The organism is Chryseobacterium sp. KLBC 52 (genome assembly GCF_003347605.1).
Taxonomy (GTDB): domain Bacteria; phylum Bacteroidota; class Bacteroidia; order Flavobacteriales; family Weeksellaceae; genus Chryseobacterium.
The window spans coordinates 223,521-239,982 of the sequence record NZ_QDFZ01000001.1 but is presented as its reverse complement, the minus strand read 5'-3'; the positions used below and the strand labels follow the sequence as shown (position 1 = coordinate 239,982).

The window sequence follows — 16,462 nt, the reverse complement described above, 5'->3', positions numbered from 1 at the left end:
CAGAACAATAGATAATAATATTAATAAAAAACTGATAATATATAAAAGACAACATATGAATTTAACTACTAAACTGCTATTAGGATTTGGTTTGAGTGCTGGTTTTTTAGGCTATTCGCAAGATTTAGGTAAAGTAAACCCAGTTCTTACCGGAGCTCCTTTCTTAAGAATTGCACCTGATGCAAGATCGGGAGGTATGGGAGATCAAGGGGTGGTAACCTCTCCGGATGCATTTTCCCAATTCTGGAATGCGGCTAAATACCCTTTCAGCAGGACAAGTTCTTCCGTAGGTCTTAACTATACGCCTTACATGGGAAAACTTACCAATGATGTATTCTTATTATATGCTTCGTTCCATAAGTTTTTAGGGCAGGAAGAAAGATCTACAATCTCCGCGAGTATCTATTATTTCAATATGGGACAGGTAGACCTGACTCAATTGGTGGGTACAGAAATCGCTTCTATGGGTACATCAAAACCAAACGAATTCTCCATTGACGTTGCCTATGCTTTGAAACTTTCTGATTCATTCTCCGGAGCTGTTACCGGTAGATTTATCCGTTCAGACTTAGCCGGAGGATTCAATACAGATACTACACTTAAAGCGGCAAACAGTTTTGCAGTAGACGTTTCAGGATACTATACCTCTCCAAGATTCTCCAGTATTGGTGGATATGATGGTAAAGTGAATGCAGGTCTGGCTATTCAGAACTTAGGTCCGAAACTGGATTATACAGGAAATGAAGAATCAAGATCTTATCTTCCTACGATGGCAAGATTAGGGGTTGGATACGATATGTACCTGGATGATATGAACAGAATCGGAATTTCTGTGGAAGGTTCAAAACTATTGGTTCCTGGATCTGAATATGCAGGAATAGACCCGAATACAAGACAGCCTATTTATCAGATCCCGAATGTAGGACCAATGGCTGGTATCGGAAAATCTTTCAAAAATAAAAACAGTATCATGTACAGTGGTGCTTTAGAATATTCGTATGACAATGCATTTTCTGTAAGAGGAGGTTACTTCCATGAAAGTGAAGAGCAGGGAGCAAGACAGTTTGCTACTGCAGGGGTTGGGTTAAGATACCGTTCTTTCGGACTTGATCTTTCTTACCTGATCAACATGTCTAAGATCAACAGTGCTTTGGATAACACGCTACGTTTCGGTCTTACATGGAACATTGGAGAAGAAACATCCAACAACGACCGTTAATAAAAGCAACAGCTCTATAAAAAAGCCTCATACATTGTATTGAGGCTTTTTTATGTCAATGGTCACTCGTCAATGCGCTCTGCTTGTCAATTTATTTTCACACTAAACCATTCACTTTGCAAAGCAAAAATTCACTATTGACCTTTAAATAATCTAATCGTATAGTCAAGGAGCTTTCCGTCGCCATACTCTCCATGTCCGGGAACTACAATTTTCACATCCGGATATTCTTTTTTTACTTTTTCAACAGTATTGGGCCATGCAGAAACATTAGCATCACCTAAATATCCTTTGCCCGCCTCCAGCTCTTTTAATAAACAGCCTCCAAATAAAATATTCTCACTAGGAAAATAGCCTACAGCATTATCTTTTGTATGTCCTTCGCCAAAAAATTTGGCCAGAACATCTTTGTCTCCCACTTTTAAAACAACAGAATCATTAAAACTGTTTTCAGGAATAACAAAATTATTTTCTTTAGCTAATTCGATGGTTTTAGCATATGCATAAGAGGGAATATTATGTTTATGAAAAGCCATCAATCCTCCTAAACTGTCATCATGAAAATGGGTGGAAATAACAGCCTTAACTTTTGCACCGAGCTTTTCATTAATCCATTGTATCAGCTCTTCTGAACTTTTATCATGGGTAGGGGTATCAAAAACAATAGTTTCGTGATGATCTTTTACAACCAATCCATTACACGGTACATTCCCGAAATCATTGGTTTGTTTAAAGGAGGTATGAATAAAAGAATTTTCCGAAATCTGAGTAATGATCAGGGCTTTTGATTCATATATTTTCTTTGCTTTAAAACTGTTTTTGCCCTGTGAGCTACAGCTTACGATAATCATAGAAAACAAAATAACCCATATATTTTTACTGATCAATTTCATAAAATAATTATTTATAACTGATTTAAGCTAAGGTAAGGATTCATGGAACAAGATTTGTTAGCTGTTGTGTTAAAAAATGACTAATACGAGCTGTGAATCACTGGTATGTTTCTTCTGTCAGTTTATTTTAAATAATAGTAAAGACTAATTAAATAAAATATAACATTAAGTCGAGAAAAGTCTTTTTTTTATGGCGATTTTCTTAATTTCAATAGCTATTTTTGTAATATGAACTATTCGGCGGAACTAAAAAAATTTGTAACCAGTCAGTATGTATATTCTGCCATCAGAATTACATTAGCTACTGTTCTGCCTTGTTTAGTCCTTGCCCACTTCGGGATTTTGAAAGAATATTTCCTTTTCCCACTGGGAACCAGCTTTGTAGCTCTTACCGACCAGCCCGGTCCTTTTATCCGAAGAAGAAATGCTCTTACTTTTGCGATCTGCTGTTTTGTCTTTGTAGCACTTATTGCCAGTCTTGTGATGAATATCAAAGTACTGGTCATTCTGGAGGTGATTGTCTTCGGTATGTTTTTCTCCCTTATTGGCGTTTATGGTCAGAGATTAGCAGCCGTCGGCTCATTATCCCTTGTGGTACTGGCGATCTTTATTGACGGGCATCTTACGGGAAGTAATATCTTTAAAAGTTTATTGATATTTGCTTCCGGCTGTATATGGTTTCTGCTTATATTTCTTATTGTAACCACCATTCGTCCTTATAAGCTGGCAAGCCAGATGATTGGTGAAAATTATCTTCAGCTGGCTGAGTTTTTAAAGATTAAAGCCAATTATTATCAGAAAAATCCGGATTTTAATAAGCTGACCACTCAGGTTATTGCCAAGCAGATTGAAATAAAAAATCTTCAGGAAGATACCAGAGAAACGGTTTTTAAAACCAGAACCATCGTTAATGAATCTACGACAACCAGTCGTTTATTAATGCTGATGTTCCTGAACTCGATGGACCTTCATGAAAAACTGATGACTTCTGAAAGTGACTATCAGAAACTGCAGCAGAGTTTTGAAGAAAGTATGATCCTGGTGAATATCCATGATTATCTTAACCTGTTGGCTGAGGAAATCACCAATATCGGTATCGCCCTTCAAAGTGGTACCAGAGCAAAGCCAATGTTTAACCTGGAACAGGAATTAAAAAGCTTAAATTATAATTATTTCGAACTCAGAAATAAACAGCTGTCACCGGACAACCTGGAAAATTTCATGATTCTGCGCCAGATCCTGATGCGTATCTATGAAATCACAAAAGAAATTAATGAAATCTATAAGGTATTTTCGCAGGATATCAAACTGGCAAAAAGTTTATCCACCGGGTTAGACCTTAAGAAATTTATGCCCAATGAACCTAAATTGAATGCCAAGGTTCTGAGAAATAATATTTCCTTATCATCTTCCCATTTCCGCCATGCTATAAGAATTACAACAGCTCTGCTATTGGGATATGTTTTCTCTATGTTCGATTTTCTGGGACTGGGACACACGTATTGGATTTTAATTACCATTACAGCGATCTTAAAACCCGCTTATTCCATCACTAAACAGAGAAACCTTCTGCGTCTCTATGGAACGATTGCAGGGGCAAGTATTGCGTATGCGATTCTCCATTTTGTACATATTAACGGTGTTTTATTTGCGATTCTTCTGATCAGCATGATCATGTGCTTCAGCTTTCTGAAAGGAAGATATTTCTGGGCGGTATTATTCATGACGATTTATGTTTTCCTCAGCTTTAATTTTTTAAATCCGGGGAAAGTTAATATTATTTTTAAAGACAGGATTCTGGATACCGCTATTGCCGGAATCATTGCTTTTGCAGTATCCTATATTGTATTGCCGGTTTGGGAACATACCCAAAATCTGGATCTGATGAAAAAATCTGCCGCAGACAACCTTATCTATTTTCAGAGTGTGATTTCCAAATTCTTACAGGGAAATTTCGACCTTGAAGATTATAAGGTAAAACGAAAAAATGCCATCATTTCTTTGGCTAACCTTTCCGATAATTTCCAGAGAATGATTTCTGATCCTAAAAATCAGCAGAAAAAACTGGAAGTGGTTCATCAGTTTGTGGCAACTTCTCATCTGATTACTGCCTATACAGCTTCCCTATCCCAATATGCAAAAAGTAATGAACAGTATCCTGAAATAGATGCTGAAAGCTGGAGCAGAAAGATTGAGGCAGAAATGCAGCAGACCTCTACCCTTCTCAACGGAAATGATATTAATGAAACCCTGAAAATGGAAAGCCGCCTTGAACCGGAAGATTCATCCATTGAAGATATGCTTCTGAAAAGAAAGACTGAGATTGAGGAAAACGAAATTGTAGACCGAAGAGATCCTGATAAAATTTCACATTTAACGGAGCTTAAAAATATCCACGATATCCTGGAGCTGATCTATGATGTCGCAAAGGAACAGAGAAAGGTGATTGAAAAATATAAAAACGAAACAGAGCCTACTCCTCCACAATCGTAAAGCAGTAATCGTCAAAAAACTCTACTCTGGCTTTGAATTCATCGGAAAATTCATCGTCATATACCCTACAGCTTATTTTATGAAGATGCTTCAGCTCAAAAGGCTTTACTTCATAATTTTTCTTTAATGACCAGTATTTTGAATGATGAATTTTGTACATGCTTTCCTTTACACTCCATATAATAGTATAGAAAGTATCCGCTTTGTCTTCCGGAATAAATCCACGCTCATTTTCATAGGTGAATTTATCAATTACCCTTAAAATTTTAGGATTGAATTTTTCAACATCAATTCCTATTTTATTTTTAGAGATAGCAATGGCTGCAAAAGGAAAAGAATGCGTAATGGAAATCTCCGCATCCTTGGGAGAAAGAAAAGGTTCTCTTTCTTTATACAAAATTTTAGAATTTGGTTTCAATCCTTTCAGGAGCTTACGCACCATCAGGACTTCCAGTAATTTTTTAGGATGATAATCCTTTACCTTCTCAGCATTTTCAGGCTCCAGAAGCTGATTGATATCAAGCTCTTCACTTTCATCGTACTTCCAAACCAGAATGGTGGCGTTATCATCTGAAAAATCTCTGTAGAGGGGCATTCTTTTTTTATTGGACAAAAATAGTGAAAAGATGCGGAAGTTGAAAGGAATAGAAGATGGGAGCTGGAAGATGGAAGTTACTATTCGTGGTAAAAAGAATTTTCAGACTGAAAAATCCGTTGAGAAAAAAAACTCTTTGTTTCCTTAATCTTTAGAAACCTCCAGCTTCCAGCTTAATTATTTAGATTGATGATTCGCATCATTTCTATGCTCCACAATTTCCAGATTGGCATCCACAAAATAAGCACTTCCGAATCCGTTGACATAAGATCCTTTTACCGGCTGCAGGGCAATTAAAATAAAATCTCCCATTTCGGAAATTACATCTACAACTTTACCATGATTTTCTTTAAGTTTCACCACGACAGTATTCCATACTTCAGAATCTCTTTCAATCTGAGAAGTTGTTGCTTCAAGGGTTAGACGTTCGCGGGCATAGATCTGTTTGGTTGCCGATTCATCTTCAATAAACATAATGGATGTTTTTCTTCCGTCAGCAAGGTTTTTAGTATGTTTTGCCATAAAAGATACCAGAATATAGAATGTCTGATCTACCTGTACAAAAGGAGCATAACTTGAGTTAGGATTTCCTTCGGCATCTACAGTAGCTAAAATAATACTTTTGGATGCATTGATCAACTCCTGTACTTTTGGAGCAACGGGTTTGATTTTCTTTTCCGTATGAGTTTGATTCATAATATATTTATTTATCAGCTAAAATTAACTATTTATATTAAGACTAAATAATATTAACTCATGTTTAATCTCATAAAACTGAACTCGGTGTGTCGTTTTTATATCTTAATTATAAATCGTAATTTTGCCTTTCGTTATCAATTGAATTTAAAAACTATTCATTACATATGAGTACTACAACACAATACGTTCCTTATAAAGTTAAGGACATCTCCCTTGCAGAATGGGGTAGAAAAGAAATTACCCTTGCAGAAGCAGAAATGCCAGGTTTGATGGCTATCCGTGAAGAATACGGACCATCTCAGCCACTGAAAGGAGCAAGAATCGCCGGATGTCTTCACATGACGATCCAAACGGCTGTGCTTATCGAGACTCTGGTAGCTTTAGGAGCTGAAGTTACATGGTCATCTTGTAATATTTTCTCTACACAGGATCACGCTGCTGCTGCTATTGCTGCTGCAGGAATTCCGGTGTATGCTTGGAAAGGATTAAATGAAGAGGAATTTGACTGGTGTATTGAGCAGACTTTATTCTTCGGTGAAGACAGAAAGCCATTAAACATGATTTTGGATGATGGTGGAGATTTAACAAACATGGTTTTTGATAAATATCCTGAGTTCACAAAAGATATCAAAGGTCTTTCTGAAGAAACCACTACAGGGGTTCACAGACTTTATGAAAGAATGAAGAACGGAACTTTAGTAATGCCTGCCATCAACGTAAATGATTCTGTTACTAAATCTAAATTCGACAACAAATACGGATGTAAAGAATCTGCTGTAGATGCAGTAAGAAGAGCTACAGACGTAATGCTGGCTGGAAAAAGAGTGGTAGTTTGCGGATACGGAGACGTAGGTAAAGGTACTGCTGCTTCATTCAGAGGAGCTGGTTCTATCGTTACTGTTACGGAAATTGACCCGATCTGTGCACTTCAGGCTGCTATGGACGGATATGAAGTAAAAAGATTAGACACTGTGGTAGACAATGCTGATATCATCATCACTACAACAGGTAACTTCAATATCGTAAGAGGAGAGCACTTCCTTAAAATGAAAGATAAGGCGATCGTTTGTAACATCGGTCACTTCGATAATGAAATTGATATGGCCTGGTTAAACAAAAACTACGGTCAGACTAAATCTGAAGTGAAGCCTCAGGTAGATATCTATACAATTGAAGGAAAAGAAGTAATCATCCTTGCAGAAGGTAGATTGGTAAACTTAGGATGTGCTACAGGTCACCCAAGTTTCGTAATGTCCAACTCTTTCTCTAACCAGACGTTGGCTCAGATCGAATTATGGAACAACTCTGCTGCTTATGGAAACGAAGTATACATGCTTCCTAAGCACCTGGATGAAAAAGTAGCTGCTTTACACCTTAAGAAATTAAGCGTAGAGCTTGAAACTCTTTCTCCTGAGCAGGCTGAGTACATCGGAGTAGACGTAAAAGGGCCATTCAAGCCTGAGTACTACAGATACTAACATCTCAACAAAACATGATATGATCCCACTATTTCTAAGATAGTGGGATTTTTTTATGCGGAGAAATAAAGCATTCGTTATTTTTGTCCCCTAAAAAAATAACATGAAAAAATTCTTATTTCTGGGACTCATGAGTTCTGTTGTACTCTTTAACAGCTGCAGCAGTAATGATGACAATGAAGGAAACAATACCTCTAAGGTATTATTGAGCAAAGTCACTATAGTTTATTATGACAATCCGGCTCAGCCGCAGACAAGCATACAGACGCTGGAATATAATAATCAGGGTGAACTTATCAAAACATCGTCAGCTTTAGGATCTTCCAAGTTTGAATACAGTAACGGAAAACCAACTAAAACCACTTATTATAAACCAGATGGTACGGTAGACTATTATTCAGATTATACTTACAACGGAGATCTTCTTACCACGGTTAAGGCCATCTATACTAATAATCCGGATTACAACAGAACCATTACTTTTAATTATAACACCAACGGACAGGTAATTTCTTCATCTCTTTGTCAGTCACCAGCCTGCTCCAACCCCATCATTGATACTTTTACTTATGATGGAAACAATATTTCAACAGAAATTTCAGAAGGTGGAGGATCCAGCTACAATACTAAAGTTGTTTACTCTTACGATGATAAACCCAACCCGTACATCAATATCAACAAATACATAAAAATTATGATGGGAAGAGCCTATGCAGTAAGTCAAAACAATTATCTTGTAGAAAAGATAAGCTTTAAAAGTAATGGAACCTGGACACAAAACCAAACCCGAACTTCCACAATCCAATACAACAGCGCTGGTTATCCTACTCAGGTCATTTCAAAAGAAGCCAACGGAAACCTTTCCGCCCAGTATACTTACGAATATATTACTCAATAATAGATAAGCTCTCCAAATTGGAGAGTTTTTTATAAATTAAATATTTTTTGTTCCCATTCATATGGCTATTTTTACCAATAATGGATATATTTAGCCTTTATTAATAAAAGCTTTTAATACATGAAAAACCAATTATTTATCGGGTTGATGAGTTCATTTTTATTCGTCAGCTGCAGTAGCAATAATGACGAAAATAATGAACCCAATCCTTCGGATCCTCAAATATTATTAAGTAAAGTCACTACAGTTTATTATACAAGTCCCTCCGGGCCGCACACCAGCATTACAAAATTAGATTATAACAGTCAGAAACAATTATTTAAAATTATATCAGAAAACACTACCTCTGTTTTGGAATATGATAATGCCGGAAAACCTTCAAAAATTACTTACCAGAAAGCAGATGGTACCGTAGCTTATTATAAAACCTGTACTTATAATGGTGATCAGCTTACTACGATTAAAACAATGTATCCCGATACTCATTATAACACGACAATGACGTATACCAATGGTAAAGTTGCTGCCACTTCCACTTGTGAGTCTTCCAGTTGTCCCATCCCGTCTACCATGTCATATACTTATAGTGGTGATAATGTTTCGGAAGAAATCTCGGTCAGTGATGGTATTGGTGGTCCACATACTAATAAAAAAGAATTTTCATATGATAATAAGGTAAATCCCAATTCTTTGATGGGCAAATATTTTAGAATGATCATGGGAGGAGCAGAGTTTTTAAGTCAGAATAATTATACCACAGTAAAAATAAGTGGCAAAGATGGCACTGGAAACTGGAGCCAAATTATGAATTTTACCTATCAGATAGAATATAATAGTAATCAATTGCCAACTCAGGTCATGGTAAAACTGGATAATACTGATTATGCAAAATATACTTACGAATATATCACTCAGTAAAACAAAGCTCTCCATTTTGGGGAGTTTTTTTATGAGCTGATTCCCGCTATCCGCTCATACTCCTCACGCCAGGCTAGCCTACCATCAACCCTCTACTCTTCTGCTTATGTTCCGGGGTAACCGCTGCTATCGGGGCTAGGGAGGAAATTATAAATGATGAATGATGAGTGATGAATTATGGATAGGGGTTGTATGATTCAATAGGAACGGGTTATTATCCTGAGCATAACCAGAAAGGTTACGAACGTTAGTTCAAGAAGGGAGCCCTTTTTACATTAAATAAAAATACATCCATCGGCTTTAGCCGAAACATAAACTTACTCCACATAGCAATTCAGTATTTTTCCCATATTTTCCCTTTGCCGGAACTCTGTTTATAAAAAATGAATATCTTAGCCCTCTTAAATAAAACATTAAACTATGAAAAAACAAAGAGTATCGAATGCATTCGTCGCTGCATCGTGGGTAGCATTGGGAGCGGGAATGATTGGCTTTATTGTGGGTCTTGCAAGAGCAGAAATGCTGCTGAATGAGAAGGGATATTATTTCACCATCCTTCTTTATGGTTTATTTGCTGTGGTTTCTTTACAGAAAGCAGTACGTGACAGATTAGAAAACATTCAGGTAACAGATATTTATTATGGAATCTGCTGGTTTGCCACATTATCATCTATTGTCTTACTGGCCATAGGACTTTGGAATGCCACCATCCTTCCAAGCGAAAAAGGTTTTTATGCCTTTGCCTTTCTACTGGCACTCTTCGGAGCCATCGCAGTTCAGAAAAACACCCGTGATAATATGCTTCAGGAATAAAGTAAACTCTCCAAAACGGAGAGTTTTTTATTTAAAAAATTTCATTAAAATTTATAAATTACTACAAACTTTACATTTAAGTTAAAAATATATTAAGTTTTTTACTATTTTAGTCGTGCTTATTTCACAAACTAATGACATGTACAAAAAACTCTTATTTTTTACTTTATCTGTTGTATTATTTCAGTTTTCAAAAGCACAAAATGAATTCATAACCATCTGGAAAACCCAAAGTTCCCCACTCATTAAATTTCCCGGGAGAGGAACCAATTTCAAAGTCTACTGGGAAGAAGTAGGATATCCTCAGCATAACGGGACGATCAATAATGTAACTTCCACTACTGAATTTATTATCAACACAGGAACACCTTTCAACCCTACTCCATCTCAGGCAAGCTACAGAATTAAAATCAGTGACGGCAACGGAAGCTTTGACCAGGTGAGATTCTTCGACAATACATTAACTCCCACCTACAACGCTTCAGACCGTTCAAAAATCACTCAGATTACCCAGTGGGGAAATATAAAATGGAAAAGCTTTGACAATGCTTTTGTGTACTGTGATAATATGGACGTAACAGCCACAGATGTCCCAGACCTCAGCATGGTCACCAGCATGCGCCAGATGTTTTATTTATGTATTTCACTCGTCGGAAATCCATCTTTCAACACGTGGAATACCTCCTCTATCACAGATATGTATTATATGTTTGGTGATAATTATCTGTTCAACCAGCCACTGGGAGATTGGGATACTTCGAATGTTACAGATATGTCTTATATGTTCGACTATACAGGATTCAACCAATCTTTGAGTAAATGGAACACGGCAAAAGTTACCACCATGGAACACATGTTTCATGATTCAGAAAATTTCAACCAGGATCTTCAAAACTGGAATACCAGCAATGTCACCAATATGAATGAAATGTTCCGTGACACCGCTTTTAACCAAAATATCGGAAGATGGAATTTAAGTTCATTAACAACAGCTACCGGCATGTTTCTCAATTCCGCCATGAGCTGCCTCAATTATGATAAAACACTTTTTGGATGGAGCCAGAGTTCCTCAACACCTGATAATATTGATTTATCAAGCGCTTCTCCATTGATCTACTCTCATGCTGATGCAGTAGCTGCCAGAAATTACTTAATCAATAATAAAGGCTGGACTATATCGGGCGATGTTTACAACGGACTCTGCAACCAGACCCTTTCAACTTCTGAAAAGGATATAAACAACAACGCCGCCATTTATCCCAATCCGGCAAAGGAGATGATTTATCTGAAAAATATTCCACATCCGGTAAGTTTTATCATCACCGATATGAGTGGAAGAACTATGGTGAAAGAGAACCTGAAAAACGACAAAATTCCTGTCCACCATTTAACTCCGGGCAATTATATTTTACAGATTATGACAAAGAGCTCAACAATTTCATTTCCATTCATAAAAAAATAAACCTCAACAAAACGAATAACCATAAAACGATAAACATGATTTTAAAAAAGATTCCTACACTTATTTTTCTCATGCTGGTCTTCATTGCGAAAGCTCAGAATGAATTCATTACCATCTGGAAACCTGCATCTACCGTATTGCCAACTGTAAATGTAGATGCTCCCTACCAGGCAACGACTCAGCAGATATGGTTTCCCGGAATTGGTGACAATTATGATATTTACTGGGAGGAAGTAGGCTATCCGCAGCACAATGGTTCCCTTCTCGATGTAACTTCCACAAAACAGGTTCTTATCGACTTCGGGACCTCAATCGCAGAAAAAAATGATGCCAAATACAGGGTAAAAGTTACAAATGGAAATGGAACTTTCAGGCAGATAAAATTCGGAACACCTCAACTATTTCCTGGTCCGGAGCAAGTCATTCCTATCTGGCAGATCAATGGAAGTTCAGATAAAATATTAGAAATAGAACAATGGGGTAATATTTCTTGGACTACCATGGAGAGTGCCTTCAGTCTATGCAGGCTTATGCAGCTTACAGCAACAGATACTCCCAATCTTAATAATGTGGAGGATGCATCTTTCATGTTTTATGGCACCACCAGCTTTAAGGGCGCCAGCTCAATGCAAAACTGGGATACTTCGAAAATTAAGAATTTCAGTTTTATGCTGTCTCTTTTATTCGATGTAAATCCATCTTCTGCCGTAATAGAGCAATTCAATTCACCTTATCTGGACAGCTGGAATATGTCTTCGGCCACCAACCTCAGCTATATGTTGGGAAACAGAACAGTTTTTAACCAGACTCTCAATAGCTGGGATGTCTCAAAGGTTACCGATATGAGCTGGATGTTTGGCCAGTGTTTAAGTTTCAATCAGCGACTGGATAACTGGGATACTTCAAGCTTGGAGGACATGCATTTTATGTTTCATATGATTCCTGTTTTCAATCAGCCGTTAAACTGGAATACTTCCAAAGTGACCAATATGTCCCATGTATTTCATGGCTGTACAACCTTTAACCAGTCCTTAGACAATTGGGATATGACAAAAGTGACCAGAATAGATCAGATGCTTAATATTGCCTCAGGTTTCAATCAGTCATTGGGAAACTGGAACTTAGCTTCTCTTACCAGTGGTACTGGCGCTTTAACACTGGCAGGCCTTAATTGTGAAAATTACAGCAAAACCCTTATGGGATGGGCAGACAACCCCAATACAGCCAACAATGTTTCATTAGGTTTTGTACAAGGATTAAAATATGCTCCCAACGTATCGGACAAAAGGGATGTTCTCATCAATAAAGGCTGGTCTATAGTAGGTGATACTCCTGGAAGCTGCTTATTATCTTCATCAGATATAAAGCTGAATAAAAAGCCTCTGCTTTACCCTAATCCTGCTGTAGATGATATTCATATTGAAGGATTAAGTGATATAAAAAATTATAAAATTTATGATGCCAGCGGAAGAATGGTAAAGGAAGGTAATCCCAATAATGATATTATCAATGTAAGCTCCCTGCCTAAAGGAAATTATATGATACAACTGATCATGAAAGAAAAAACAATTTCTTCAAAATTCATTAAGAAATAACTATAAAACCTCAATATGGCATTGAAAAAATTTTTGACAGGACTTTTTATTTTCCTGTTGTGTACAGTAAAAGCCCAGAATGAGTTTATCACTATCTGGAAGCCTGCTTCTACAGTATTACAGCCTGTCACTGTAAGTGCTCCCTACCAGGCAAGTTCTCAGCAAATATGGTTTCCCGGAATTGGTGAAAACTATGATATTTATTGGGAAGAGGTAGACTATCCCCAGCACAACGGTTCTCTTACCAATATAACCTCTACCAAACAGGTTCTTATTGATTTTGGTACATCAATCGCAGAAAAGAATGATGCAAAATACAGAGTAAAAGTGAGTAACGGGAACGGAGTTTTTCAACACATAAAATTTGGAGACGTACAGGAGGTTCAGCTTCCGGATCAGATTTTTCCGGTGTGGCAGATCAACGGAAGTGCGGATAAAATACTGGAAATAGAACAATGGGGAAATATTGCCTGGACAACAATGAACAGTGCTTTCAGCCAATGTAAACTGATTCAGCTCACTGCAACTGATATTCCGGATCTTAGCAATGTTGAAGATGCTTCTTATATGTTTTACGGCACAAAGACCTTTACAGGCGCAAGTTCCATGCAAAACTGGAATACTTCTAAGATTAAGAAATTCAGATTTATGTTTGCTATTATCTTTGACAGTATCAATAACTCGCTTCCCGATCAGTTCAATCCTCCTTATTTTAATAGCTGGAATATGTCGTCCGCAACTGATCTCAGTTTTATGTTTGGAGGAAGAGGGATCTTTAACCAGACCTTAAACAACTGGGACGTTTCGAATGTCACTGATATGAAATGGATGTTTGCTCTTTGTCCAAATTATAATCAGCCCATGGATAACTGGAATACCTCAAGCCTTGAAGACATCCGTTTTATGTTTCATTTTGATTCCGGTTTCAATCAATCCTTAAATAATTGGAATACTTCTAAAATTACCAATATGGCCCATGCTATTCATGGCTGCACGGCCTATAGTCATTCCCTTGAAAACTGGGATATGACCAAGGTTACCAGAATAGACCAGATTCTTAAGGAAACACCCAACTTTAATCATTCCCTGGCTAGCTGGAATCTTGCCAGCGTTAATAATGGAGCCCAGGCTTTGATGCAGACGGGAATAGATTGTGAAAATTTCAGTAAAACACTGGCTGGATGGGCAGATAATCCTGATACTGCCAATAATGTTGATTTAGATATTGTAACCCCTTTGACTTATGCTTCCAATGCCTCAGATAAAAGGAATATTCTCATCAGCAAAGGATGGACAATGTCGGGCGATACGGTAGGAAACTGTTTACTGTCTTCATCGGAAGCCAAGCTGAATAAAAAACTTTCACTATATCCCAATCCCGCTGTGGATGATATTCATATTGAAGGACTAAGTGACATTAAAAAGTACAGAATTTTTGATGCAAGTGGAAGACTTGTACTGGAAGGAAATCCCAATAGGGATATGATTAATGTAGGATCTTTACCAAAAGGGAATTATATTTTGCAGCTGGTTCTGAAAGAAAAAACAATCTCTTCAAAATTCATTAAAAAATAAAAACAAAAAGCCTCGCTGAAAAGTGAGGCTTTTATTTTGAGTTCAAAACTCAACTATTTATCAAAATGATTAGGATGCTGGGCTTTGATATCATCTACCGTTCCCAGTACTTTATCTTTTAAAGAATCCTGATATTTCTGAAGCTTAGCAGCCACTTCCTCATTACCGCTTCCCAGGATTTTTGCTGCTAAAATACCTGCGTTCAGAGCTCCGTTCAATGCTACCGTAGCTACCGGAATTCCTCCAGGCATCTGAAGAATAGACAACACAGAATCCCATCCGTCTATAGAATTACTGGACAAAATAGGAACTCCGATTACCGGAAGTGTAGTACAACTCGCCACCATTCCCGGAAGATGTGCTGCTCCTCCTGCTCCGGCTACAATCACCTTCAGCCCTCTTTCCTGAGCAGTTTTTGCATAATCGAACATTCTTTCCGGAGTTCTGTGCGCTGAAACTACAGTTAATTCATAAGGGATATCAAGGCTTTTAAGAAAATTTGCAGCCTGTTCCATGATCGGCAGATCACTCTGACTGCCCATAATAATTCCTACCATCTTCAATTTTATTAGATGTTCAAAGATAAAAAATAAAAATGTAAAGAGGAAAGACTACAAAAAATCCGGGAAACGGTTTATGATTATAATTCCTGAAATAATTTAATCTTTCAATGGATCTTCCATTTAAAATGTAAAGAATTAATATAGTTATTTTTGGCTCAGATTTTTCATCTGTACTCCTATAAATTACAGCATCTGTATCCATGAAAATCGCTGGAAAAATAGATATATTTGCTGTTACACCACATTAAATTGAAAGATTATAAACTTACACTGGCTGTATGTACCGTTGCAATTGTCTGGGGTACTACCTTTTTATCAATAAGGGTTGCGGTAGAAACAATACCCGCCTGGTTTGTAGCAGGAATACGTCAATTCCTTGCCGCGATTATCATGTTCTTTATTCTTACCTATAGAAAAGAATTCAAATGGATAGGCTGGACAAGCCTGAAATACCAGTTTATCTTCTCTTTATTAATGCTTGTGATTGCAAACGGAATGACCACAGTAGCGGAAGAGGAAGTCACCAGCAGCCTTACTTCACTGATAAGTGCCTGCTCTCCTATTCTGGTATTTTTCGGAAGCATGGCTCTAGGTCTGCAGAAATTCAGCTGGCGGGCTTTTACAGGAGTAGTTCTGTGTTTCAGTGGAATCCTTTTTATTTTCTGGGATGGCATTAATGATCTAAAAAACCCGGATTATGCACGGGGAATATTATTTTTATTCATTGCCATTGCGGGATGGGCTTCAGGAACTATTTTTACCAAAAAGCTCAATATTCAAAGCGGAAATATCTCACTGAACCTCTTTTACCAGTTTGCCTTTGCAGGAATTATCCAGATAATTTTTGCCTTCCTTTTTTCAGAAAACTACAACTTCGGAAACTGGAGCCTGAAAAGTATTTCTGCGATGCTTTATTTATCATGCTTCGGCTCTGTAGCTGCATTTTTTGCTTTTCATTATGCATTGACCAAAGTTTCTCCGGTTCAGGTATCCATCCTGGCCTATATTAATACGGTAATTTCCATTTTTTTAAGCTGGCTGATTCTGGATGAAAAAATTTCTGCCAAATTCATCATTGCTGCAGTACTTATTATTGTAGGGGTATTTGTTATCAATTACAATCCTGCCATGTTTAAAAAGCAGAGAATCGAGTCGTAAATCAAAAAATAATCTCAATCCCTTTATTCCGCTGTTTTTTAATGTATTAAATATAATTAAAATCAGATCTGTTTCAGTTAGGTTTTGTATTTCCTTCATTTTT

At 37.2% G+C, this 16,462-nt stretch carries 14 protein-coding genes; 10 read left to right on the top strand and 4 right to left on the bottom strand.

What is annotated here, in order from left to right; genetic code table 11:
* Positions 1–55 precede the first annotated feature (55 nt).
* On the top strand, positions 56–1,219 hold the full coding sequence (gene porV, locus DDF69_RS01045; protein WP_114819139.1) for a type IX secretion system outer membrane channel protein PorV: 1,164 nt from the start codon (positions 56–58) through the stop codon (positions 1,217–1,219).
* A 134-nt stretch (positions 1,220–1,353) separates the two neighbouring features.
* On the opposite strand, the gene blaCHM is transcribed toward porV, so the two are convergent.
* Entirely contained in the window at positions 1,354–2,112 is a 759-nt protein-coding gene (blaCHM, locus tag DDF69_RS01040; RefSeq protein WP_114819138.1) for a CHM family subclass B1 metallo-beta-lactamase, read from the bottom strand.
* Positions 2,113–2,340: 228 nt separating this feature from the next.
* Between blaCHM and DDF69_RS01035 the strand changes: the two genes are divergently transcribed.
* Positions 2,341–4,605, top strand: a complete 2,265-nt coding sequence (locus DDF69_RS01035; protein WP_114819137.1) for an FUSC family protein — start codon at positions 2,341–2,343, stop codon at positions 4,603–4,605.
* Here the strand turns inward: DDF69_RS01035 and DDF69_RS01030 are convergent.
* A complete protein-coding gene (locus tag DDF69_RS01030) occupies positions 4,586–5,200 on the bottom strand; it encodes a 4'-phosphopantetheinyl transferase family protein (RefSeq protein WP_114819136.1) in 615 nt (204 codons plus the stop codon). The genes DDF69_RS01035 and DDF69_RS01030 overlap by 20 nt on opposite strands.
* 177 nt (positions 5,201–5,377) lie before the next feature.
* Entirely contained in the window at positions 5,378–5,896 is a 519-nt protein-coding gene (locus DDF69_RS01025) for a pyridoxamine 5'-phosphate oxidase family protein (protein WP_114819135.1), read from the bottom strand.
* 167 nt (positions 5,897–6,063) lie between these two features.
* On the opposite strand from DDF69_RS01025, the gene ahcY reads away from it, so the two are divergent.
* From ahcY to DDF69_RS00990, 7 genes are all read left to right on the top strand, one after another.
* Entirely contained in the window at positions 6,064–7,377 is a 1,314-nt protein-coding gene (gene ahcY, locus DDF69_RS01020; RefSeq protein WP_034699895.1) for an adenosylhomocysteinase, read from the top strand.
* 103 nt (positions 7,378–7,480) lie between these two features.
* The gene (locus DDF69_RS01015) at positions 7,481–8,275 is read left to right on the top strand and encodes a hypothetical protein (protein WP_114819134.1); all 795 of its coding nucleotides are present in this window, start codon (positions 7,481–7,483) and stop codon (positions 8,273–8,275) included.
* A 120-nt stretch (positions 8,276–8,395) separates the two neighbouring features.
* The gene (locus DDF69_RS01010; RefSeq protein WP_114819133.1) at positions 8,396–9,193 is read left to right on the top strand and encodes a hypothetical protein; all 798 of its coding nucleotides are present in this window, start codon (positions 8,396–8,398) and stop codon (positions 9,191–9,193) included.
* A 420-nt stretch (positions 9,194–9,613) separates the two neighbouring features.
* Positions 9,614–10,006, top strand: a complete 393-nt coding sequence (gene yiaA / locus DDF69_RS01005; RefSeq protein ID WP_034699887.1) for an inner membrane protein YiaA — start codon at positions 9,614–9,616, stop codon at positions 10,004–10,006.
* 139 nt (positions 10,007–10,145) lie between these two features.
* Positions 10,146–11,468, top strand: coding sequence for a BspA family leucine-rich repeat surface protein (locus DDF69_RS01000; protein WP_114819132.1), 1,323 nt, complete (start codon positions 10,146–10,148; stop codon positions 11,466–11,468).
* Between the two features lie 35 nt (positions 11,469–11,503).
* The gene (locus DDF69_RS00995) at positions 11,504–13,063 is read left to right on the top strand and encodes a BspA family leucine-rich repeat surface protein (protein ID WP_114819131.1); all 1,560 of its coding nucleotides are present in this window, start codon (positions 11,504–11,506) and stop codon (positions 13,061–13,063) included.
* Between the two features lie 15 nt (positions 13,064–13,078).
* Entirely contained in the window at positions 13,079–14,638 is a 1,560-nt protein-coding gene (locus DDF69_RS00990; protein ID WP_114819130.1) for a BspA family leucine-rich repeat surface protein, read from the top strand.
* A gap of 53 nt (positions 14,639–14,691) precedes the next feature.
* Here DDF69_RS00990 and purE read toward each other — a convergent pair whose 3' ends face one another.
* Complete coding sequence (gene purE / locus DDF69_RS00985) at positions 14,692–15,195, bottom strand: 5-(carboxyamino)imidazole ribonucleotide mutase (RefSeq protein WP_034699885.1); 504 nt, start codon at positions 15,193–15,195, stop codon at positions 14,692–14,694.
* Positions 15,196–15,450: 255 nt separating this feature from the next.
* On the opposite strand from purE, the gene DDF69_RS00975 reads away from it, so the two are divergent.
* Entirely contained in the window at positions 15,451–16,359 is a 909-nt protein-coding gene (locus tag DDF69_RS00975; protein ID WP_114819128.1) for a DMT family transporter, read from the top strand.
* Positions 16,360–16,462 lie beyond the last annotated feature (103 nt).